Below are 22415 nucleotides of genomic sequence, written 5' to 3'. Positions count from 1 at the left end.
AGAAAGTATGCAATGGATATTCATGAAACCGCCGCCTGGATCGATGGTCTATTCGATGGAGAAATGAGTCTTCACGAGGCGAAACGGGAGGAAGGGTATCCCACTATCCTGGCGACTTTCGAAACGGAAGAACAAATATCCCTCTGCTCGACCATGGGATTTAACGAGGTGGACACAGGGCTGGAATCGGGTGGGCTCGATGTGAGGTGTGAGTTTTTCACGATCACGGAAGCGTCGCAAAGCGATGCCATGCACGTCGTGGACGCTACTGTGCAAACGCTGGTGCAGGCCAATGGCACGCTGCATGCGCAACCCGACACTATTATCCCCGGCATTGGCCTGGCGGTGCTGCCCGAACATCTCACCGTTTGCCATGGGCTTTTCGTGGCCCCGGAGGTGTGGGGGCCGTCGGTGCCGCAGTTTATCGAGGAAGATCGGTGGACGCTCATGCTGGAATTGCTGCTGATTACCGAGGACGAGTTCAACTACGCCGTCACCTACGGCGCGCGAGACCTCCTGGATGAGCTGGAAAAAACCGGGGTTAACCTGCTCGATTGGCAACGGTAGCCCAGTTACTATTGTGTCCGCATGTGGTAGGCGTCATGCGGTAATCTGGAACCCGTGGCTTTATATCGCAAATATCGCCCGGGTTCCTTCAACGAACTGGTCGGTCAAGAACAAGTAACCGTGCCACTGTCGGCGGCGCTCGACAATGGCCGAATCAACCACGCCTACCTTTTCTCCGGCCCCCGCGGTTGCGGCAAAACCTCCTCTGCCCGCATTATGGCCCGTTCGCTCAACTGTGTGAATGGGCCCACCTCAAAACCCTGTGGAAAATGCAACTCATGTGTGTCCCTTGCCGCCAACGGGCCCGGCAACCTGGACGTGACCGAGCTCGACGCCGCCAGCCACAACGGTGTTGACGACATGCGAGAACTTCGCGACCGCGCCATGTTTGCGCCAGCCGAATCCCGCTATCGCATCTTCATCATCGACGAAGCACACATGATAACCAACCAGGGTTCGAACGCGCTTTTGAAAATCGTGGAGGAGCCGCCCGCGCACCTCATCTTCATTTTCGCCACCACCGAACCCGAAAAAGTGATCGGAACCATCCGGTCCCGCACCCACCATTATCCCTTCCGCCTGCTCACCCCCCAGGCCATGCGTGGCTTGCTGGAACGCACCGTCGCTGCCGAAGGCGCCATCATTGAAGAATCCGTGTATCCGCTGGTCATCCGTGCCGGCGGCGGCTCACCCCGCGACACGCTCTCCATCCTCGACCAACTTCTCGCCGGCACCGGCCCCGACGGCCTCACCTACCAATACGCCCGCATGCTTCTCGGCGTTACCGACGACACGCTTATCGACGCCACTATCGCCGCCCTCGCCACCAACGATCGTGCCAGCCTCTTCACCACGGTCGATGACGTCATCGAGGCCGGCCTGTCGCCCCGAAAATTCTCCGAAGACCTCCTCGACCGCCTGCGCGACCTCATGCTGCTCCAGGCCGTCCCCGATGCCGTCAACCTAGGACTGGTCGACGCCCCCACGGATCGGGGTGAAATTCTCCTGCAACAAGCACAAGAGTTCGACTCGCAACGAATTCCCCGGATCGCCGGCATTCTCAACGATGGCCTCAGCAGCCTCAAAGGCGCAACCAGCCCCAGGCTGCTGCTGGAAATCCTTTGCGCAAAAATGCTCATAGAGCCGGGAGGACAAGCGGCCCCCGCACCTGCGCTATCCGCACCTTCTGCGCGGCCTACGCCAGCCGCTCCCGCATCGACACCATCATCAAAATACGAGCGGCCCTCCCAACGTCGCGCCCGCGAAGCCCAAGAAGCCCGTAACGTGGCCGAAAAACCCGAGGTTGTCGAGGCGCCGGTCGAGGCGAAACCCCGGGAATCCGAGGAATCTCCGGAAACCCGGTCGACGCCGCCCCAGCCGGCGTCGACAAGCGTGCACGCGCAACCCATTGACGCCATCAAAAACGCCTGGGACAAAATCCGCTCAACAGTATCGAAAACCAATGCGGTTGCGGGCATCCTCCTCACCGGAGCCCAACCTTTGGGAATCGCGGACGAAACGCTGGTTCTGGGGCATAACACGGGGGCGCTGGCTTCGCGGCTCAACGCACCCGAGCACAATGCCACAATCCAGAGTGCTGTTTTGGAAACCACCGGGCTAGAGCTGGAAGTGCGATGCGAGGTGGGCACCAACCCAAAAGCGTTCGGCTTTGAGACCGACAGCCCAAAGCCCGTATGGAACCCCGAACAGGATGCCGGCGAGGCCGGGAGCGACGGGGATGCCCAAGAAACCGCTGCGCAAGAGGCGGAATCGACCAATCCAGTGGCGGCCGAGCAGGTGGAACCAGCGGAATCAGGGCACACACCGAAGCTGGCGAAGTCTGACGTGGATTCGGGGCTCGTACAGTTGCCTGAGGATGCGACAGAACCGGAAGCCACGCCACCCTCGCCGCCCACGCCGGAGCCCGCACGGGAAGTCGCGCCGGAGCCCGAGCCGTCTGCACCCCCTGTACCACCCGCGCTTGCAGCTCCGGAAGACACCTGGGGTGAACCCGCGCGACTCGGCGGAGCACCAGAATCCGCGCCTGACATGCCCAAATCAGACAGTGCTGTCGTTCCTGAAGACGCTTCTGAGGCCGGCACCAACCCTGCTGTCGCGCCTAACCAGCAGTCCAGCACCGCCAACCCTGCTGTCGAATCTGCAACCAGCATTTGGGGGCAACCGGCACAACTAGGGGGCGGTGGAGGGCCTACCCACCAGTCTGCCCACCAGCCAACTCACCAACCCACCTACCAGGCGCAGCCCGCCCAACCGGTACACGAACGACCCGCACCCCAGGCGCAAACCCAACCTCAGCCATCGGCAAGACCCACGACCTCAACGTGGCGGGAACGGGCGCGCCGGGGAAATAAACTCCTGGCAGAGCAACAGAATGCGCCCCGGTTCTCGGATGGTACCCCGGCGCCGCCAGAACCATCGGAACCATGGGACGCACCCCCACCGCCCCCACCGCAGGCTGATGTGCCCGAGATGTCGGCGCCGGAGCCCGGAGTGGAGGCTGGGTTCGGGGCTGGGGCAGCGCCGGTGTCTGGAGCTGCGCCCGGTCAGCCGGTGCCGCCTGCGCCCAAGGGGGCACCCGAGCCTTCTGAGCAGCGGGAATCAGTGGTTCCTGCGACGCCGGTGGGTCCTGCGAGTCCGGTGTCGCCTGGAGTGTCGGCGCCCACTACGTCGATAGCCTCCGCGTCTGCGGCATCCGCGGCCCCCGCACGGGCATCCCAGAACGCAGCCCCCGCCCCCGGCTCCGCCCCTGATAGCGGTAGCAGCCCTGGTGCCGGCACCAGCAACGATTCATCCCACCGTCGCACCCACCACCAGCATCATCAGTCCCGCCAGCCCCACCGGCCTGGTGATGAGGAGGCCGAGATGATGCACCAGGCGGCCACGGAGCTGGGGGAGCACGACCATCGTGATGCCATGACCATTGCGATTTCCCTGGTGGAGCAGGAGCTTGGGGGGCGCGTCGTATAGTCGTCGTATAGCGAAAGCGTTGTGGCCCGGCGCGTGTCTGAGTATGCATGATAGCTGCTATGGCAGGTACACTTGAGCGGCGAAACTCTAGAGAAAGGCAAAATGATGAGTCAACCTGATATGTCCGATATTTTGGCCCAGGCGCAGGAAATGCAGGCTAAGCTGCAGGCTGCGCAGGAAGAGATTATGTCGTCCATTGTGATTGGGCAGGCTGGCAATGGGCTGGTGTCGGTGTCGATGCAGGGTTCCGGCACTGTCACGTCGGTGAACATTGATCCGAAGGTGATCGACCCCGAAGACCCCGACACTTTGCAGGACCTCCTGGTTGGCGCCTACAACGATGCGCACGGCCAGCTCGCCAAGATCGCCCAGGATAAGATGGGGCCCCTGCAAGGCGCCATGGGTGGCTTCGGATTCTAGTCTGCATATTATGCATCCCCGGCCCTTTGCGGTCGGGGTTTTCCTTTTGCTTTACGACGCCCTCCCGGCCGGCCCAACCCCTTGTGCCTTGCACACCTCTGGCAGCATGTTTGCTAAGCATGGTTTTCTGTTTCTGTTGTGCTCAATCCCCAGGAGCTGGCTTGCCCTAATGCCGGAAACCATGCTTAGAACTTCTGAAGCCCAGGTGGGCTGGCGGTGGTGCTCTTGCCCTTGGGAGTAGTAGTTATGCTAAGCATGGTCTTTATTCAGATGGGGTCTTGTGGAGGACTGATTTGACCGAAGACCATGCTTAGCAGTCGTGAAGCGGGGTGGGTTGATTGGTTTTCTTCCAGGACAGTTTTAGCCCTCGGTCACATTGCAGATCTGCTAAGCATGGTTTTCTTTTTCTGGTGCACTAAATCACCAGGGGTCGGCTGGCTCTAAAACTGGAAACCATGCTTAGAACTATTGCTACCACCTGAGGGTAAAGATACCTTCATCAGCCTGCTTAAGCTTCAATTCTTCTAAGCATGGTGTTTGGTTGCTGTGGTTGGTTTTCCCTGGGTTTTGCAGCTGACTGGGATGAAGACCATGCTTAGCAAACGTGCGGCATAGTTGTGGTGTTGGTGTGGGGTGCTGCCGCCCAGTAGCAGCCCAATCAGCTCACTTTGCCGCATACTTGCTAAGCATGGTTTTGGGTGAAATCCGGTTGTTGCCAGGTCTCCAGAATGTGGAAACCATGCTTAGAACACCTGAAGCCCTGGGTGTGTCGCGCCCCGCCTCGCAACACGCAGCGCCGCCCCGCCCCATTGTTTCATGTCCGGGCGGTGTGGGAGAATCGACGTCGAGTGATGAAAGGATGAGGTGCGGTGTTTGAAGGCCCGTTGCAGGATTTGATTGATGAATTGTCGCGTCTGCCTGGGGTGGGGCCGAAGAGTGCGCAGCGTATCGCGTTTCACCTGCTGCATGTGGATCCGATAGACATTACTCGGCTGCAGGCTGCGCTGGGGGCCGTCCAGCAGGGGGTGAGTTTTTGCCGGATCTGCCACAACATTTCCCGGGATGAGGTGTGTCGGATTTGCGCGGATTCGGGCCGGGACCGGTCGACAATTTGCGTGGTTGAAGAGCCCAAAGACATCCAGGTTCTCGAACGTACTGGCGAATTCAATGGGCGGTATCATGTGCTCGGTGGGGCGTTGGATCCGCTGAATAGCATTGGCCCGAAGGAGTTGAACATTACTGCCTTGTTGCAGCGGATCGGCGGGGTGTTGCCGGATCGGGAGTTGGCGGATTCCACCCCAGAGCAGCCATTATTCGACACCACCCCGGAGATCACCGAGGTGATTCTTGCCACCGACCCCAACACTGAGGGGGAGGCCACCGCGAGCTATTTGGCGCGGCTGCTCAAGGATTTTCCGGGGCTGGTGGTGTCTCGTCTCGCATCCGGCATGCCATTGGGCGGCGATTTGGAGTTTGTGGACGAGCTCACCTTGTCGCGGGCGCTCAGCGGCCGACTAACGCTGTAGCCGTTCCCTCCGCAGCTTGTCGACGACCGGAAGGTCCAACGGCTGCAGTTCGGACATGGGCATGTCCAATGCCCATGCCAGGAGAAGATCCGCCAGTTGGGGGTTGCGGGCCAGGACCGGTCCGTGCATGTAGGTGCAGATGATACTGCCCTGAACTGCGCCTTCGTAGGTGGGCTGCTCGGTATCGGAGTTGCCCACCCCGTGGGTGACGATGCCTAATGGTTTCGCATCCGACCCGAGAATGCTGGAGCCGAAATGGTTACCAAACCCGGTGAGCGGTTCGGTGAGGCCGGCGGTGATGCCGCCATCGTTTGGGTGGGGGGTGGATTGGAGTTCTCCGATGAACCGCTTTTTCAGGCTGCCGGTGGTAGCGTCGATAAGCCCGGCGCCGGTGACCATCCTATTATCGGCGCGGAACGATTCACCAAGAACCTGCAACCCGGCGCAGATCGCCAGGATGGGTCGGCCGGCCGCCGCTGCTTTGTGCAGGCCACCGTCGGTGTTGATGTGTTCCGCGGCAAGGATTTGGGCGGTGTCTTCGCCACCGCCGAGGCAGTACACGTCGAGGCTGGTGGGGATGGGGTCGCCAAGGTGGATGCGCACGATGTTCGCGTCGAAGCCGCGCATGCGGGCGCGTTGGCGTAGCACGAGGGCGTTGCCGTCATCACCGTAGGTGCCGAGTACGTCGGGCAGAACCAAACCAATCTGTAGGGTGCTCATTTAATGTGTCTCCGCTTCAATCCGGCGCACCAATGCGCGTTTAAGATCCCGAAATGCCGTATAGTTGGCCAACACTTCCACTCGGCCTTCCGGGCAGGCCAGAATGGCGTCCATCATATTGTGGACGAGTTCATGTTGAATTTCGGCGTAGGTGAGGCGCACCGCGAGGTCTGTGCCGCGTTCCCCGGAGGCTTTCACCGCGAGTTCGCCAAAGTCTTCAAATCGGACATCCCACAGCCAGGACAGGTCTTCCCCGTCCGCAACCTGGCCGTTGACAGCAATAACGAGGCCGTCGGCGGTGCGGTCCACCATGGACATGGCCTCCTGCCAGCCGGCCGGGTTTTTGGCGAGGAGGAGGTGTATGTCCCGGTTGCCGAGCCGGAGGGTGGAGTATCGGCCGGCCACATCGTCCACGGTTTCGACCGCGGACATTGCCACGTCGAGGGGGATGCCGAAGCATTCCACGGCTGCCGCGACTGCCTGGGTTGCGTTCCCCCGGTTGGCGGTTCCCGGTAGTTTCAGGGCGAGTGGCGCTATATCGTTGGTGGGGGTGTGGATGCCTTCTGGGGTGATGGTCCAGGTGGGTTCCGGTCGGCGGAATATTGTGCCGTCGGCCAGTGGTTGGACGGCTTCCCACGTGCCGTCCGGGTGGTGGATGATGCGCCCACCGGTTCGGGGGCAGGACACTGAGTCGCCTTTCCAGCCGGCGCCGGCCGACACCCACACCACGTTTTTCGCTTCCCACGCCACCGAGGTGACCAGCACATCGTCACAGTTGGCGATGACGGTCATGGTTGGGTGGTTGAGGACGCATTGCCGGAGGGCGCGTTCGATTTTATTGATTTCGCCCACCCGGTCGAGTTGGTCCCTGGACAGGTTGAGGAGCACCAGGCAGGATGGTTGCAGCCGGTCTGCTACCGAGGGGACGTGGAGTTCGTCGCATTCTAGGACCACGTGGCTGGCTTCTTGGCCGGCCATGAGGGCGGTGATGATGCCGGCGTCCATGTTGTCGCCGCCTTCGTTGGTGGCTACTTGGTGTGCGCTGCGAATCGCGGTGGCGAGCATTCGGGTGGTGGTGGATTTACCGTTGGTGCCGGTGATGAGCGCGACCGGCCGGCCGAATCCCAGGTTTTTCATGATCTGGGGGTCGATTTTTTCCGCAACCAGTCCGCCAATCATGCCGCCGGAGCCACGCCCGGTGGCACGAGAAGCGAAAGTAGCAAGCCGCGCCAGCCCAATGGCCGCCCTGGTGCGCGCGCGTAAACGAGGGAACTTCATGAGGAAAGAGTCTAGTCCTAAACTATCGCCTGGAAACTCGCCGACTGCCCTTTTTCCGTGGTTGGCGTGTTGATCGCCCGGTAATTGAGCGAAGTACCGGCGAAGTTTCCGGCGGCGGGGTTGGTTCGCCGGGGGTAATTTGTGTGGTGGTAATTAGCGTGAGGAACTCATCATCTGTCATGAGTGGCACGCCTTTTCGGGCCGCATGCATGGCCTTGCCGGACAGGTTGTTTCGCTTGTTGCATACCACCAGCGACGTTTGTCGCGTTACCTTTTCGGAGTAGGAGAGGTCGTGCGTGGTGATTGCCCGGATGATGTCGTCGGGGTCTGCGGTGATTTCGGGGGCCACGACGATTTGCATGCCCTGGACCAGTGTGCCGGTGAACACGCCCGGGTTGTGGAATTTTGGGGTGGCATTTGCCGCGGCTACTCGTATGCTGGAGCGTTGCAGCCCGAACCGGTCTGGTTGGAGTTCGTCCGGCTTGACGACGACCACGTGGTCGGGGTCGCGGAAGAACATGTCGGCCACCAGGAGGGTTTCCGCCCGGGTGACGTCGAATTCTGGTTGGCGGGCCCGTTCCACCGTTGCGGTTGCCGGCTCGCACTCCACCCCCAGCATTCGCGCAACCGTTCGAATGCGGGTGTCGGGGAGGTCCACGCCCCGCCGCCGGGCGGTGGCCAGCATGTCGACGATTCCCACCGGCCGGGGCACGTGCCCGACGCGTTGCCGGCGCCGGGGTTTTCCGCGGCTTCCCCGTCGCCGGTTTGCCCGGGCGGCGGCCGTCATCGCCCGCCGCGCTTCTTTATGGATGAACCCCCACACCAGCGGCACATTATGGGTGATCATGGTGCGGCCATCTATGGTTTTGCCCAATGCCTTCAGGATGGAGCTGAAGGATTTCCCGTCGGCGATTTCCTCCCGGGATAATCCGTGCATGTGTTTGGGTCCCGGATCGTCCGGCACCGATAACACCGCGTGGAAGTCGGAATCCGGCTCCCCGGAGGCGGTCAACACGACCGCATCAATGACCACCAGTTGCGCGGTTGACGGGTGAATGCCCGTGGTTTTCACGGTCACGGCCACAAATGGGGTGCGGGCCAATTCCTCGGCCCGCTCCTGGGACACCTCCCGGGGCTTCGGGGTGGCCGCGGGGGATTGCGGCTGCGGTTGGGATTGGGATTGGGGTTTGTGTGCCGCGCCGCCCGACCGGCGGCGCCGAGAACGCCGGCGTGGATCAGTGGTCATAACGGTTTAGTGTAGCCGGTTGTACCGGCTTTCCCACCGTTGGCGCGTCGTAAAGCTTAAAAAGCCTGGTATGCGCGGTTCACCGCCGACGTGACCGCCTTCAGCGACGCATAGGTGATAGATCCGGCGATGCCCACACCCCACACCTTCTGGCCGTTCACGTCGGCGAAAATGTAGGCGGCGGCCTCCGCGTCATCACCCGCGGTCCGGGCGTGCTGGGTGTATTCCTGCACCTCAACATCAATCCCCAATTGTTCCAGCGCATTCGCGTACGCCGCGATCGGACCGTTGCCCGTGCCACTGACCGTCACCGATTCCCCTTGGAACCGCAGCTCGGCCGTGATCTTCGCCTGGTCCCGCTCCGTCACCGCCGCATCCACACGCATGGCCACCTGCTCCAGGGGGGTGGTCGCATCCAGGTAGGTTTCGGCGAAAATGTCCCACATGGCCTTCGACTCAATCTCGCCGCCCTGCGCATCGGTGACGTCCTGCACCACCGACGAGAATTCCACCTGCATGGGCCGCGGCAGCACCATGCCATGATCCGTCTTCATGATGTAGGCCACGCCGCCCTTGCCGGATTGCGAATTCACTCGAATCACCGCCTCGTAGTTTCGGCCCACATCCTTCGGGTCGATCGGCAGGTAGGGGACCTCCCACAGTTCGTCCCGCAACTGCTCCCACTTCACATCGCTGTGGTTCGCGCCCGGATGCACCCGGGCGGCCATCGCATCCAGCCCCTTATTCACCGCATCCTGGTGCGACCCGGAGAACGCGGTAAACACCAGGTCACCGCCGTAGGGATGCCGCTCCGGTACCCGCAGCTGGTTGCAGTACTCCACCGTGGAGCGAATCTGGTTGATATTGGTGAAATCAATCTGCGGATCCACACCCTGCGTCAACAGATTCAACCCCAGTGTGACCAGGCACACGTTGCCGGTGCGTTCGCCATTCCCAAACAGACAGCCCTCGATCCGGTCCGCGCCGGCCATGAACGCCAGCTCGGCGGAAGCCACCCCGGTGCCCCGATCGTTATGCGGGTGCAGCGACAAAATAATGGAATCCCGCCGGTTCAAATTCCGGTGCATCCACTCGATCGCATCCGCATACACGTTCGGGGTAATCATCTCCACCGTGGACGGCAGATTAATAATGATCGGATTCTCCGGGGTGGGGTCCATGACCTCCACCACCGCGTCCACCACTTCCTTCGCATACGCCAATTCGGTGCCGGTAAACGACTCCGGGGAATACTCCCACCGCCAATTCGTGTCTGGGTATTCCTTGGCGATCGTTTTAATCAATTCGCCGGCATCCGTGGCCAGTTTCTTGATTGCGGCTTTGTCCTTACGGAACACCACATTCCGCTGCAAAATCGATGTGGAGTTATAGAAGTGTACAATCACATTCTTGGCACCCTCGCAGGCCTCGAATGTGCGGCGAATCAGGTGCTCCCGGGCCTGCACCAGCACCTGGATGGTCACATCGTCCGGGATCATGTCCTGTTCGATGATCTCCCGGACAAAATCGAAATCGGTTTGTGACGCCGACGGGAACCCCACCTCAATCTCTTTGTAACCCATCTGCACCAGCAGGTTAAACATGCGGCGTTTCCGCTCCGGGCTCATCGGATCAATCAGCGCCTGGTTTCCGTCCCGCAAATCCACCGCACACCAGGCTGGCGCGTGCGTGATCTTATTATCCGGCCAGGTGCGGTCCGGCAGGGTGACGTCCTCAACCTCCTGGGCGAACGGCTGATAGCGGTGCGCTGGCATGGCGGAACCGCGCTGCTTATTCCATTTCGGCTGGTCTGCGGGCGGCTCCCCGGCAGGTTTGGTGATGTCGCTAGTGGGGGCGGAAATAAAAGTGTCATGGATGGCCATGGTGAAAATCCCTCTAAAACAGTTGATGTGATATGTCACGGCCGGCACTTGAAAAGTCGATGCGAAACCCCGCGACGGGGAGCCGGCCGTTGATCCTCAACAGATTCTAGACCCAAGACCCGCCGCGGCTCAGAAGGAGGAGGCCATGAAGGCGGCCCGCACACGCACGCAGCATGCGTCACATCATACCGCAATTTGTTGAATCCGGCATACTTTCCCTCCCCACTCTGCTTGACGACGCCACCCAAGGTGCGTTGCCGGCTTAGGTGGCAGCCTGGTGGGGCCTGGTGGCAGGGTGGTGTGGTCTGGCGAGCGGCCAGCCTGGCGGTCTGGTGGCGCCACCGCCCCACCCTCGACCCGGCAGCATGTTTGCTAAGCATGGTCTTTGAATTTCACCACCTCAAACTCCCAGGAACAATAGCCCACCCAACTCAAAGACCATGCTTAGAACACATGCAGCCTTTGAGGGGGTTGGAGCTGCATACTCGATAAGCTTGGATTGCGCGTTTTTGAAGGGCACGGTGAACTCTCTGGGATCGGAAACCATGCTTATCGGTTTTGCTGCCAGGGTTGGTTGTGGGAGTCATGAGGCTTCAATGGTTCTAAGTATGGTGTTTGGCTGTTGTGGGTTGTTTCTCCTGGAGCTTTGTAGTCTGTTGGAACGGAAACCATGCTTAGCAAACACGCTGCCGGAGGTATACAAGGGGCTGCACAAGCCCCCCAAAGGCCGCAAGTCTGCTAAGCATGGTTTTCTTTTTCTGCTGGGTTAAACCCCCAGGAGCCAACTCGCCCTAAAACCGGAAACCATGCTTAGAACTTCTGAAGCCCAGGTGGGTTGGCGGTGGCGCTCTTGCCCCTGGGGGTAGTAATTGTGCTAAGCATGGTCTTTATTTAGATGGGGCCTTGTGGAGGGCTGATTTGACCGAAAACCATGCTTATCGGTTTTGCTGTCTGTCTGGTTTTTAGGTGCCGCCTCCATGACTTATCATGCTGCATTTCTTCTAAGCATGGTGTTTGGGTGTTGTGGGCTGTTTCCCCTGGGGTTTGTGGTCGGCCGGAATGGAAACCATGCTTAGAACACCTGAAGCCCCGGGCGGGTGGTGTGCAATGGCGCAGCATGGGTAGCAAATCATGAAAACCGCCGAAACAATCGAAACAACCGAAATCGCCGAAACCACCAAAAACACCCAACTCTGTGGGGGTGTACACCCACCACCAGGATGCGGGAAAACCTGCGATTATGATTGAGTGGAACACGTGAGTAGCAACAGTGTGGAATCCGCAAAGGAACCGAAGTCACCGAAGAAACCGGTAGAAGCGGGCCCTAGGCCCCCTGGGTCCCACGATGCCCCCAAAATCCCCGAGATATCCGAGACATCCGCGGGCCCACAAACACACCCACCAGCGCACATACCTGCACAACTGGACGCATCGGTCACACCCCTATCACCACCACTACCAGGGATCATCGGCCGAATCCTGGCCATACCCGGCTGGCAGCCACAACCATTCGGCTGGCGGGACTGGGGGATCGCCGCCATACTATTCGCCGTCACCTCCGCAATCAGGCTGGGAACTCTGCGGCTCCTCACCTCCGCGCACTCCTTCACCGATGTGCTGCAACAATGGGACGCCCTCCACTTTGTGGACATCGCCCAATACGGCTACTTCAGCAGCGACGGCCAAGGCGGCCCCGAACCGGACGTCTTCCAGCAGCGGCTCGCCTTCTTCCCCGGCCTGCCGGCACTCATCCAACAAGTCCACCTACTCACCGGCCTGGGATATGTGGCGAGCGGCTGGCTGGTTGTTGCTATTGCCGGCATCGTCATGACCGCCGGCATCATGGCCCTGGCCGCCTTCCTGGGCGCGGGTTACCGTGGCCGGATCCTCGCCGGCATCCTCTTCTTGGGCGCCCCCATGGCTGTCACCTTCAATATGGTGTACACGGAGGCCCCATTCTTGGCCCTGTGCGTGTGGGCGCTGATTTTCATGATCCAGGAACGCTGGTGGCAGACCACCGTCCTCATCTATCTGCTGGGGTTTGTGCGACTCACCGCCATTGACCTGGTTGCCACATTCGCCATCATTGTGCTGCTCTACGCCCGCACGAATTGGCGCGCCTGGCTGGGGGTCGCGGTTTCCGGCCTGTCGCTCATCACCTACATTCGGTTCGCGTCCGCATCCACCCAGGACATTGGTGGCTATTTCGGCATGCAGTCGAAAGGCTGGAACTCCACATTCGACTGGGGGGTCGCCACCGTCGACTGGGTGTACAGCACCCTCACCGAATTCAACGACATAGGCTACATTCTTTCCGTGGTGTCCATCATCGGCGCCCCCATCGCCATGCTCATCGCTTTTCGACGCCTCCCCTGGGCGTTATGGGTCTTCGGCACCGGAATCACCGCCAACGTTCTGCTTTCGGACGGCATCATGCACTCCCGACCCCGCCTCCTCCTGCCCGCCCTGCTGCTGCTCCTGCCAGTGGTGTTGTGGCTGGAGAAACTATCGCGCCGGGTTGGGTGGCACACCGTTTGGGTGGTGCCGGCGGTGCTATGGTTTGCGTTCGGCACCTGTTTTTCCGTGTTTATGCTGGTATTTTTCGAATGGGCGATCTAGGCTCAGGCGTCAGGCGTTGCCGCGTGCGGACAAGGCGAATGTGGACAGAATCATGGTGACGAGCGCTATCCCCATGATGGCCCAATTCCACCCATGCACCTGGAACTTTTCCCCCAAGACGGCATAGCTCAAAATAAAGGCGACCACGGGCTCCAAGGTGGTCATGGCCGGCAGGGAGAGGCGCAGCGCTCCCACGTTGAAGGCGTATTGCTGGATGATGGTGCCAAGAACAGCGCAGGCGATGAGGGCGTAAAACTCCCAGGCGGTCAGGAGGATGAGCAGGCCACCATGGTTGAACACATTCACCGCCGCCTTGGATAAAACGGCCACAAACCCATAGGTGATGCCGGTGATGACGCCGAGGGATAATCCCCGGTAGGGAGCCGACATTCGGATGGAGGCTGCATAAATAATGCCCATGACTATCGCCGTAACAATGATGGCAGGCAACCAATCGTGGAAGGTGACTTTGCCGTGGAAGGGGACGGGTTTCCCCAAAATCACCAGGGTGGCCACCGACACGGTGAGCAGCGCCCCGCCGATGATTTCGTCCATGGTGAGGCGGCGTTTCTCATAGAACGCGGTCATGGGGAAGGTGAACATGAGGGTCAGGGCCAGGACGGGCTGCACAATGAGTAAGGTGCCGAACCCCAGGGCAAGCACCTGAAACCCATAACCGGATAGTGCCGTGAGCAGGGCAAACCACCAGAGGGGCCGTTTTGCGGCCGCCACGATGGGGGAGTCGCCATTGTCAGGCTGGTGTGCGGCAATGCGATGACGCACGACGGTGCCCCAGGCAATAACTAAGGCCGCAATGAGGGCGAAGCCTACGGCTAGAAGATTGTCATGCACCAGTCTAGCCTAACCGCTACAGTCCGGCGTCGAAAAGCTTATAGACTGGTTTCCCGCTACCTTAGCTTGTATGCTTGACTTTCGTTAGGTTGATAGTTTTATGAGGAAGGGCGTGGCCCGTGGCACTTATCGTACAAAAATACGGTGGTTCGTCACTCGAAAGCGCGGAGCGAATTCGCCGAGTCGCCGAACGGATTGTCGCTACCAAAAAACAGGGTCATGACGTGGTGGTCGTGTGCTCAGCAATGGGGGACACCACCGATGACCTGCTGGATCTTGCCGCCCAGGTCAATCCGGTGCCGCCGGCGCGGGAGATGGACATGTTGCTGACCGCCGGCGAACGCATATCTAATGCCCTGGTCGCCATGGCCATTGCCTCGTTCGGGGCGGAAGCACAATCATTCACCGGGTCGCAGGCGGGCGTGCTCACCACCGAACGGCACGGCAATGCGCGCATCGTGGACGTCACCCCGGGCCGAGTGCGGGACGCCTTAGACCAGGGCAAAATCTGCCTGGTCGCCGGCTTCCAGGGCGTGAACAAAGACACCCGCGACGTGACCACCCTGGGCCGCGGCGGCTCCGACACCACCGCGGTGGCCCTGGCTGCGGCGCTGGGGGCCGACGTGTGCGAAATCTATTCGGACGTGGACGGCGTATACACCGCGGACCCCCGCCTGGTGCCCGACGCCCAAAAACTGAATCAGCTATCGTTCGAAGAAATGCTGGAGCTTGCGGCATCCGGCTCGAAAATCCTGGTGCTGCGCAGTGTGGAATACGCGCGCGCCTTCAATGTTCCTATTCGTGTGCGCTCGTCGTACAGCAATGACCCCGGCACCCTCGTGTCCGGTTCGATGGAGGATATCCCTATGGAAGAAGCAGTACTCACCGGTGTGGCCACCGACAATTCCGAAGCTAAACTATCGGTGCTGGGCATTCCCGACAACCCGGGTGAGGCTGCCAAGGTGTTCCGCGTGCTCGCCGACGCCGAAATCAATATCGACATGGTGATCCAAAACATTTCCTCCCTTGCGGATAACCGCACCGACATTACGTTCACCTGCCCCCGCGCCGACGGCCCCCGCGCCGTGGAACTCCTCATGCGGCTGCAAAACGACGGCACCTGCCGCAATGTGCTTTACGACGACCAAATCGGCAAAGTCTCCCTGGTGGGCGCCGGCATGCGGTCGCATCCCGGCGTGACCGCCACCTTCTGCGAAGCCCTGCGGGACGCCGGCGTGAACATTGAACTCATCAACACCTCCGAAATCCGCATCTCCGTGCTCATTCGGGAAACCGATCTGGCGAAATCCGCGAAAGCCCTTCACGAAGCTTTCGAACTGGGTGGCGACAAACAAGCCGTCGTATATGCGGGAACCGGCCGCTAACCCGCCCATCACCGCCATCCTCACAGCCCACTATTTATAAGGAGACACCTTTTTCATGACTACTGTTGCAGTCGTCGGCGCCACCGGCCAGGTCGGCCGGGAAATGCGCCGCATCCTCGAATCCCGCGACTTCCCGGCAGACACCTACCGGTTCTTTGCCTCGGAACGCTCCGCCGGCAAAGTGTTGCAATTCCGCGGCCAGGACATTGAGGTAGAAGACGTGGCGAAAGCCACCGAAGAATCCCTCCGCGGCATCGACATCGCCCTGTTCTCCGCAGGTGGCGGCACCTCCAAGCAATACGCCCCCCTGTTTGCCGCCGCCGGCGCCACCGTGGTCGACAACTCGTCCGCCTGGCGCAAAGACCCCGACGTGCCCCTCATCGTTGTGGAGGCCAACCGGGAGGCGGCGCAATCCGTGCCCAAGGGCATTATCGCCAACCCGAACTGCACCACCATGGCGATCATCCCGGTGCTGGCCGTCCTCAACGATGTTGCCGGCCTGGAAAAACTGCACGTCTCCTCCTACCAGGCCGTGTCCGGCTCCGGGCTGGCCGGTGTAGACACCCTGGCGAAGCAAATCGCCGAGGCCGGCGACCGGGCCACCGAACTGGCGGTCGACGGCTCCGCCGTATCGTTTAGCGACCTGGGCCCCTACGTGGCACCGATTGCCTACAATGCATTGCCGTTGGCCGGGTCGCTGGTCGACGACGGCAGTGAAGAAACCGATGAGGAGCAAAAACTCCGCAACGAATCCCGGAAAATCCTGGGCCTGCCCGATCTCAAGGTGGCCGGCACCTGCGTGCGGGTTCCCGTGTTCACCGGCCACACCATGACGGTGCACGCCGAATTCGCCCGGCCCATCACCCCGGACCAGGCCCGGCAAGTATTGGCTGGCGCCCCCGGCGTGCAGGTCGTGGATGTTCCCACCCCGCTAGCCGCCGCCGGCAAGGACGACTCCCTGGTGGGGCGCATCCGCCAAGACCAAACCGTTGACGACAACAAGGGCCTGGTCTTCGTGGTTTCCGGCGATAACCTCCGCAAGGGTGCCGCCCTGAACGCGGTCCAAATCGCCGAACTCTTGGTCTAACACATGTAGCGCACAAACCAGTGCACGTATCCCCGGTGGCCTCGGGAAATCCGCGGCTGCCGGGGATATGCGTCTATCATGGGACTTCATGTCTCATATCACGCTTACCCCAGCATTGCCCACGGATTTCCCTGAACTGAAACGCCGACTCCAGGCCGCTTTCGCTCCCGCGGTCATTGCGGAGTTCGGGGATTCCCTGACCGAACCCATTCCTTCCGACGCGGAATTAGCCGAATCGTTTGCCGCGCCGGGGGTTGAGGTGTTACACGTTGTCCACGAAGGGAAATCCGTGGGTGGGGCGGTGGTGTCCACCGATCATGATGGCAGCCATGGCAATCTGGAGTTCTTTTTCCTCGACGGGGTTAGCCAGGGTAGCGGTGTGGGATTTGCTGCGTGGCAGGCCATAGAGCGGCGGTATTCCACCGTGCGGGTTTGGGAAACCCACACCCCCTATTTTGAAAAACGAAACATTCATTTCTATGTGAATAAGTGCGGCTTCCACATTGTGGAATTTTTTCACCCTGGACACCCAGAGCCCCACGAGTCCCCGGAAACTTTGCAACATGAAGCTGATGGTACTGGTGTTCCCGATTATTCGTTTCGGTTCCAGAAAATCATCACCAGGTAATGCGATAGGGCCTGTCATGCCTGACTAACCACCAATATCACATTTGATTAGGCTTCCCTTTTAATTTTCCATGGTTGAAAAGTTATACCTTTCGAGTGTAGGCTATAAATCAGACTCCAACCTATAGAAATAACCCAATATTGATGGAAGGGATGCCATGAACACCAATGATATTGTGACAAACGGCATGGGCCCAGAGCTCACCGGCACCACCCACCAACACGGTGGTCGACCGGTTGCCAGCGAAAACGTTTCCATTACCGCCGGCCCCCAAGGCGCCACCGTTCTCAACGACATTCACCTCGTTGAAAAGCTTGCCCACTTCAACCGGGAACGGGTCCCGGAGCGGAACCCTCACGCCAAAGGCCACGGGGCGTTCGGTGAATTACACATCACCCACGACGTGTCCGCCTACACCAAGGCGCAGCTGTTCCAGCCCAACACCGTGACCCCGGTGGCCGTACGGTTCTCAACGGTCGCCGGCGAGCAGGGCTCCCCCGACACCTGGCGGGACGTGCACGGGTTTGCCGTCCGGTTCTACACCGAGGAAGGTAACTTCGATATCGTGGGCAATAACACCCCCACGTTCTTCCTGCGTGACGGCATGAAATTCCCGGACTTCATCCATTCCCAGAAGCGCATGGGGCCCACCGGTTTGCGGTCCGCTGACGCCCAATGGGACTTCTGGACCCGCACCCCAGAATCCGCCCACCAGGTGACCTACCTCATGGGGGATCGGGGCACCCCGAAAACCTCCCGCCACCAGGATGGATTCGGCTCCCACACCTTCCAGTGGCTGAACGCCAAGGGCGAGGCTTTCTGGGTGAAGTATCACTTTAAGACCCGCCAGGGTTGGGACTGCTTCACCGACGAAGAGGCCCAGGAAATGGCCGGCAAGAACGCCGACTACCAGCGCGAAGACCTGTTTAACGCCATTGAACGCGGCGACTATCCCATCTGGGACGTCAAGGTGCAAATCATGCCCTTCGCCGAGGCCGAAACCTACCGGTACAACCCCTTCGACCTGACCAAAACCTGGTCGCACAAGGACTATCCCCTGATCGACGTGGGATATTTCGTCCTCAATCGGAATCCGGTGAATTATTTCGCCCAGATCGAACAGCTCGCCTTCGACCCGGCCAATCTGGTGCCGGGTGTGGGCCTGTCGCCCGACCGCATGCTCATGGCCCGGGCTTTCGCCTACGCCGATGCCCACCGCTATCGGATTGGCCCCAACTACCGGCAGCTGCCCGTCAACCAGCCGGTGCATCCGGTGAATACCTACGCCCACCAGGGGCCGATGGCCTACCAGTTCAATCCCGCATCGGCGCCGGTCTACACCCCCAACCGGTTTGACAAGGGTGCCGGCTACCTGGACGATGGGGTGTCGTCCAACTCCGGCTATGGGGCAGCCGACGAGCTCTTCATCAACCCCGACCCCCACGGTACCGACCTGGGCCGCGCCCCCTACGTAGCCCACCCCGAGGACGACGATTTCGGGCAGGCCGGCATTCTCTACCGGGAGGTCATGGATGATGGGGCGAAGGATCGCCTAGCGCACAATATCACCAACGCTATGGTGGGGGTCTCCCCAGAAACCGAGCAGCGGTGCTACTGGTATTGGGATCAGGTTGATCCGCAGCTTGGCGCCGAGGTGCGGAAGCGGTTCGCCGCCAAGAAATAATCCCCCCGATTGCTGACCCCACCGGTGACGGTGGGGTTTTTCGCTTGTCGACGTGTGAACCTGGGAAAGAAATATGCGCCTCGATTATCGGAAAATTAAACCTATTCTTGGGTAGCATATTTCCGTATTGAATGGCATGAATCGCAAAAGCCCGTAACGATTGACCCTAAATGGGGGTAGCTAAGTGGGGTGAAAAAGAACCGCACCGGGGGTCTCCGGTGCGGCACGATGGGTCAGGTATCAGTCAGGCAAAGTTACTTCAGCTTCATGACGGCGAAGAAGTGCTTGGTGTTTTGGTCGAAGGCGACTCCCACGCCGATGCGGTGCACGTCGGCAAGCATGGCCCGGTTATGGGCGTCGGAATTCTTCCAGCTTTCGAATGGGTCGATCGAACCGGGCTGCATATTGTGGGCCCACATGATGTTTTCGTAGTGGTCGATGCCCGGCTGGTGATGGTAGTTAATGGGCTGGTCGGAGAAGTTCGACGTGTTATAGGACTTCATTTCGTCCGCATAGGCCTGGGCCTTGGACTGTAGGTCGTTGTCGAGGGTGACTTCGCCGAGCCCGTGGCTCTTGCGGTGCTGGTTGGTTTCATCAATCACCTTGGAGGTCATGGTGATGAGCGGGTCATTGCCGGCGGTTTTGGTCAGGCCCTCGATCTTATCCTGCTGTACCTTAGTGGTCGCAGGTGCCGCGGCCGCTGAGGTTGTTGGCTCCTCCGGTGGTCGCTCAGCGCTGGTGGTGTTCTTGGCGTCCGGGACCGTGGGCATGCTGGTGAAGATTGGGTCGGTGGTGGAGGCGGTCGAGGATGCCGGGGAGGTGGGGGACGAGAGTGCGCTGGTGGCGCTGCCCGAATTGCTGGAGCCCCGTGAGGAACCTTGGCCGCTGCTGGAGCTGTCGGAAGAACCATTGGAGGAGCTAAAGCCCGAGAACAACGACTTGAACCAGGCGAGGATGCTATTGAGATCCCGGGTCCCGGTGCTGCTTGCTGCGGTGGGGGCGGGGGCGGCCGGCTGGGCGCTGGCTGCCGGGGCACCAATAAGGGTGCTGCCAGACACCGCAACGGATGTTGCGATAGCGGCGATGGTTTTGGTCAGGGTCATTTTTCTTGCATTGTGTTGGCGCATGGTGCACATAGTAACGACAAGAAAAAAGAAAAGGCTTCAAATGTGATTTTAATTTGATTAATTCTTTATAAAAATTTTACACATACATTTTTGTGCAACTTTATGATAGCAAAAGTGCGTTTGCGCTGCTTGCGTATGCAACAACCGAAAAAGGCGCAAGAAAAACCGCCTAAGTTCTTCTCACTTAGGCGGAAAACCTTCCCTGGTTTGTGCCGATTATTACCGGCTGGCCTCGATAGTTAGAGCCTGGGCGATGCCCTGGACGACAGCGGCAACCTTGATGGCCTCAAAAATCTGTTCCTTGGTGAAGCCAGCTTCTTTTAAGGCTTTCTCGTGGGCAAGAGTGCAGTGCTCACAGCCATTAATTGCGGAAACGGCGAGCGCCCACAGTTCGAAATCTGGCTGTTCGACGCCTGGCTGAGCGATGATGTTCATGCGCAATCCCATGCGCACCTGGGCGTAGTCGTCGCCTAACCACGCCTTGGCGCGGTAGGCCACGTTATTCATGCCCATGATGGATGCCGCGCCGTAGGCGGCTTTCACTGCGGCTTCACTTAGGTGCTGCTGAGCTTCGTCGGCGATTTCGGACAGCACAACCTCGGAGCGAGTGGTGGCGGCGGTGGATAATAGGGTGCCCCACAGCTGTTGTTCGGTGAGCACATTCCCCCGAACCAGGGTGCCGATATTGAGCTTGAGGTCTTTGGCGTAATCGGGGAGGCCGGATTTCAGGTTATCGATGGACATTAGTTGAGACCTTTCTGGAGTTCTGCGAACCGGTCGATGTTTTTGGTGGGGTCGTTCTTTTGCCAATTGCAGGCGCATACTTCTTCGGACTGCAGGGCGTCGAGCACCCGGAGGACTTCGTCCACGTTCCGGCCCACGGCGTCCGGGGTGACGGACACGAATTGGATAATGCCGTCCGGGTCGATGATGTAGGTGGCGCGGTCGGCGGCACCGGTGGCGTTTTCGACGCCCAAGGCCCGAATAAGATCATGCTTGATGTCAGAAAACATGGGGAAGGGGATGTCTTTGAGCTCCGGGTGGGTGGCGCGCCAGTTGAAGTGGCAGAATTCGTTATCGGTGCTTCCGCCCAACACCTGGGTGTCGCGGTCTTCGAAGTCTTCGTTGAGCTTGCCAAAGGCCGCAATCTCGGTGGGGCAGACGAAGGTGAAGTCCTTCGGGTAGAAGAACACGACCTTCCACTTGCCTTCGTATTTGTCTAGGGAGACGGTTTCGAAATAATCTTCTGGCGCTGCAACGTTAGCCTCGTGCAGGTTGCCGCCTTTTAAGGCGGTGAGGGTGAATTCGGGGAATTGGTCACCAACGGTGAGGATCGGCATAATACTTCCTTTGAAAGTCGTTCCTTATGGGTTGAAGGAAAGTGTTTCACAAAAGTTTACTTATACCGCTAACATGTGTCAATACGTTTTTTCTTGATGTTTCCCGTTAATAAATAGGGTCATGTGATCTATGGTTTTTAGCTAGCGCGCGGTCCTCCGACCTGGGTACCCTGATCCTTCTGCCGCACCGCCGCAATAATATCCGCCCGCGCCCGGGCCACCCGCGACCGAATCGTGCCCACCCGCACATCCGCGATCTTCGCGGCCTCCTCATAGCTGTACCCCAACACCTGCGTCAAAATAAGAGCTTCTCGACGCTCGGCCGGGAGGGCGTCGATAAGCATGCGCACATCCACCCACTCCGACCAGCTTGATTCCGGCACCCGCAGCGCCGCCACCGACTCCACCTCCGCGGCCGACTTCCGGGGCCGTGCCCGATCGTAGCGCATACTATCCGCCCACACCCGGCGCGCCAACGATAATAACCACGTCATGGCCGATGACCGGGCCGCAAACCTGGGCAACGCCCCCATCACCCGCAAATAGGTTTCCTGCGTCAAATCATCCGCGCGGTCCGTGCCGCCCAAATGCGCCAACAGCCGCCACACATCCGACTGTGTCGCCTTAATAAACTCGGTCAGGGCTGCCCGATCGCCCCGACCCGCCCGCAATGCCAATTCGGTGACATGATCAGAAGAGCCCATGCCAACCGATTTTACAAGAAACCCTACGCCGGCTCGTCCTGTGACTCCGCCTGGTCGGCCTCAACGGCCACGGCCAGGAACGCCCGGCCCAGCAGGAACGCGCCCAACGCCAACACCACCAGGTACGCCACCACCGCAATGAGCGCCCGCGCCACATCGCTGAACACAAACCCGTGTCGGCTGATGTCGTAGGCCAATTTGGCGAAAATTAGCAGTGGTATCGCCACTCCGGTGGTGGGCCCCAACATGTTCGCCTGGGTTTGCGCATCCGGGGCCCGCCACAACCCCACCATGGTGACCACCATGATGAGCCCGGCCGCCACCGCTAGTATGCCCGCGAAAATTTCCGCAATTATCATGG

General features: G+C 60.0%; 19 protein-coding genes. 9 read left to right on the top strand and 10 right to left on the bottom strand.

All coding sequences use genetic code 11. From position 1 onward, the window contains the following. Positions 1-12: 12 nt before the first annotated feature. The 4 genes from HBA49_RS11080 (at position 13) to recR (ending at position 5501) form a co-directional block, all read left to right on the top strand. Positions 13-567, top strand: a complete 555-nt coding sequence (locus HBA49_RS11080) for a suppressor of fused domain protein (RefSeq protein WP_005524302.1) — start codon at positions 13-15, stop codon at positions 565-567. Positions 568-621: 54 nt separating this feature from the next. Then, complete coding sequence (locus tag HBA49_RS11075) at positions 622-3555, top strand: DNA polymerase III subunit gamma and tau (RefSeq protein WP_005524682.1); 2934 nt, start codon at positions 622-624, stop codon at positions 3553-3555. 105 nt (positions 3556-3660) lie between these two features. Then, positions 3661-3975, top strand: a complete 315-nt coding sequence (locus HBA49_RS11070; RefSeq protein WP_034994756.1) for a YbaB/EbfC family nucleoid-associated protein — start codon at positions 3661-3663, stop codon at positions 3973-3975. Positions 3976-4844: 869 nt separating this feature from the next. Beyond that, the gene (gene recR, locus HBA49_RS11065) at positions 4845-5501 is read left to right on the top strand and encodes a recombination mediator RecR (protein WP_005519351.1); all 657 of its coding nucleotides are present in this window, start codon (positions 4845-4847) and stop codon (positions 5499-5501) included. Here the strand turns inward: recR and HBA49_RS11060 are convergent. Genes HBA49_RS11060 through leuA form a run of 4 tightly spaced genes read right to left on the bottom strand, consistent with a single transcriptional unit; the run spans position 5490 to position 10628 of the window. Further along, positions 5490-6221, bottom strand: coding sequence for a type 1 glutamine amidotransferase (locus tag HBA49_RS11060; protein ID WP_005524715.1), 732 nt, complete (start codon positions 6219-6221; stop codon positions 5490-5492). The two genes, recR and HBA49_RS11060, sit on opposite strands and share 12 nt — an antisense overlap. Further along, the gene (locus tag HBA49_RS11055; RefSeq protein WP_005524541.1) at positions 6222-7499 is read right to left on the bottom strand and encodes a MurT ligase domain-containing protein; all 1278 of its coding nucleotides are present in this window, start codon (positions 7497-7499) and stop codon (positions 6222-6224) included. It lies immediately after the preceding gene. Between the two features lie 22 nt (positions 7500-7521). Then, positions 7522-8745 carry a BRCT domain-containing protein gene (locus tag HBA49_RS11050; RefSeq protein WP_005524497.1) on the bottom strand — a complete coding sequence of 408 codons (1224 nt, stop codon included), beginning with the start codon at positions 8743-8745 and terminating at the stop codon, positions 7522-7524. A 56-nt stretch (positions 8746-8801) separates the two neighbouring features. Then, positions 8802-10628, bottom strand: coding sequence for a 2-isopropylmalate synthase (gene leuA, locus HBA49_RS11045; protein ID WP_005524339.1), 1827 nt, complete (start codon positions 10626-10628; stop codon positions 8802-8804). A 1257-nt stretch (positions 10629-11885) separates the two neighbouring features. On the opposite strand from leuA, the gene HBA49_RS11040 reads away from it, so the two are divergent. Then, positions 11886-13247: a hypothetical protein gene (locus HBA49_RS11040; protein ID WP_225866067.1), complete on the top strand. Its 1362-nt coding sequence runs from the start codon at positions 11886-11888 to the stop codon at positions 13245-13247. A 9-nt stretch (positions 13248-13256) separates the two neighbouring features. Here the strand turns inward: HBA49_RS11040 and HBA49_RS11035 are convergent, their stop codons facing one another. Then, complete coding sequence (locus tag HBA49_RS11035; RefSeq protein ID WP_005524290.1) at positions 13257-14099, bottom strand: DMT family transporter; 843 nt, start codon at positions 14097-14099, stop codon at positions 13257-13259. A gap of 119 nt (positions 14100-14218) precedes the next feature. Here HBA49_RS11035 and HBA49_RS11030 point away from each other — a divergent pair, with 119 nt between their 5' ends. The 4 genes from HBA49_RS11030 to HBA49_RS11015 all read left to right on the top strand — a co-directional run bounded on the left by HBA49_RS11030 (position 14219) and on the right by HBA49_RS11015 (position 18883). Continuing rightward, entirely contained in the window at positions 14219-15484 is a 1266-nt protein-coding gene (locus tag HBA49_RS11030; protein WP_005524406.1) for an aspartate kinase, read from the top strand. A 55-nt stretch (positions 15485-15539) separates the two neighbouring features. Beyond that, positions 15540-16571 carry an aspartate-semialdehyde dehydrogenase gene (locus tag HBA49_RS11025; protein WP_005519370.1) on the top strand — a complete coding sequence of 344 codons (1032 nt, stop codon included), beginning with the start codon at positions 15540-15542 and terminating at the stop codon, positions 16569-16571. Between the two features lie 88 nt (positions 16572-16659). Next, positions 16660-17199 (top strand): GNAT family N-acetyltransferase, encoded by a 540-nt coding sequence (locus HBA49_RS11020; protein WP_005524473.1) that lies wholly within the window; start codon positions 16660-16662, stop codon positions 17197-17199. A gap of 157 nt (positions 17200-17356) precedes the next feature. After that, the gene (locus HBA49_RS11015) at positions 17357-18883 is read left to right on the top strand and encodes a catalase (protein WP_005524589.1); all 1527 of its coding nucleotides are present in this window, start codon (positions 17357-17359) and stop codon (positions 18881-18883) included. Between the two features lie 254 nt (positions 18884-19137). Here HBA49_RS11015 and HBA49_RS13035 read toward each other — a convergent pair whose 3' ends face one another. The 5 genes from HBA49_RS13035 to HBA49_RS10990 form a co-directional block, all read right to left on the bottom strand. Beyond that, positions 19138-20010: a CAP domain-containing protein gene (locus tag HBA49_RS13035; protein ID WP_225866066.1), complete on the bottom strand. Its 873-nt coding sequence runs from the start codon at positions 20008-20010 to the stop codon at positions 19138-19140. A 219-nt stretch (positions 20011-20229) separates the two neighbouring features. After that, entirely contained in the window at positions 20230-20754 is a 525-nt protein-coding gene (gene ahpD / locus HBA49_RS11005; RefSeq protein ID WP_005524004.1) for an alkylhydroperoxidase, AhpD family, read from the bottom strand. Further along, positions 20754-21350, bottom strand: a complete 597-nt coding sequence (locus tag HBA49_RS11000; protein WP_005519377.1) for a peroxiredoxin — start codon at positions 21348-21350, stop codon at positions 20754-20756. Before HBA49_RS11000 ends, ahpD begins: the two co-directional genes overlap by 1 nt. Before the next feature lie 137 nt (positions 21351-21487). Beyond that, positions 21488-22054: an RNA polymerase sigma factor gene (locus HBA49_RS10995; protein WP_005519378.1), complete on the bottom strand. Its 567-nt coding sequence runs from the start codon at positions 22052-22054 to the stop codon at positions 21488-21490. Between the two features lie 23 nt (positions 22055-22077). Then, positions 22078-22413: a Na+/H+ antiporter subunit G gene (locus HBA49_RS10990; RefSeq protein ID WP_005523971.1), complete on the bottom strand. Its 336-nt coding sequence runs from the start codon at positions 22411-22413 to the stop codon at positions 22078-22080. Positions 22414-22415 lie beyond the last annotated feature (2 nt).

The organism is Corynebacterium matruchotii, from assembly GCF_011612265.2.
GTDB lineage: Bacteria > Actinomycetota > Actinomycetes > Mycobacteriales > Mycobacteriaceae > Corynebacterium > Corynebacterium matruchotii.
Note: the sequence above shows the minus strand (reverse complement) of the source record. Positions and strands in the feature narration are given on the sequence as shown.

Excerpts from the sequence above, each read along its gene's own strand:
- HBA49_RS11055 (WP_005524541.1), bottom strand. The coding sequence starts at position 7,499 with ATGAAGTTCCCTCGTTTACGCGCGCGCACCAGGGCGGCCATTGGGCTG.
- HBA49_RS10990 (WP_005523971.1), bottom strand. The coding sequence starts at position 22,413 with ATGATAATTGCGGAAATTTTCGCGGGCATACTAGCGGTGGCGGCCGGG.
- HBA49_RS10995 (WP_005519378.1), bottom strand. The coding sequence starts at position 22,054 with ATGGGCTCTTCTGATCATGTCACCGAATTGGCATTGCGGGCGGGTCGG.
- leuA (WP_005524339.1), bottom strand. The coding sequence starts at position 10,628 with ATGGCCATCCATGACACTTTTATTTCCGCCCCCACTAGCGACATCACC.
- HBA49_RS11025 (WP_005519370.1), top strand. The coding sequence starts at position 15,540 with ATGACTACTGTTGCAGTCGTCGGCGCCACCGGCCAGGTCGGCCGGGAA.
- HBA49_RS13035 (WP_225866066.1), bottom strand. The coding sequence starts at position 20,010 with ATGCGCCAACACAATGCAAGAAAAATGACCCTGACCAAAACCATCGCC.
- HBA49_RS11000 (WP_005519377.1), bottom strand. The coding sequence starts at position 21,350 with ATGCCGATCCTCACCGTTGGTGACCAATTCCCCGAATTCACCCTCACC.
- HBA49_RS11020 (WP_005524473.1), top strand. The coding sequence starts at position 16,660 with ATGTCTCATATCACGCTTACCCCAGCATTGCCCACGGATTTCCCTGAA.
- HBA49_RS11080 (WP_005524302.1), top strand. The coding sequence starts at position 13 with ATGGATATTCATGAAACCGCCGCCTGGATCGATGGTCTATTCGATGGA.
- HBA49_RS11060 (WP_005524715.1), bottom strand. The coding sequence starts at position 6,221 with ATGAGCACCCTACAGATTGGTTTGGTTCTGCCCGACGTACTCGGCACC.
- ahpD (WP_005524004.1), bottom strand. The coding sequence starts at position 20,754 with ATGTCCATCGATAACCTGAAATCCGGCCTCCCCGATTACGCCAAAGAC.
- HBA49_RS11015 (WP_005524589.1), top strand. The coding sequence starts at position 17,357 with ATGAACACCAATGATATTGTGACAAACGGCATGGGCCCAGAGCTCACC.
- HBA49_RS11070 (WP_034994756.1), top strand. The coding sequence starts at position 3,661 with ATGAGTCAACCTGATATGTCCGATATTTTGGCCCAGGCGCAGGAAATG.
- HBA49_RS11050 (WP_005524497.1), bottom strand. The coding sequence starts at position 8,745 with ATGACCACTGATCCACGCCGGCGTTCTCGGCGCCGCCGGTCGGGCGGC.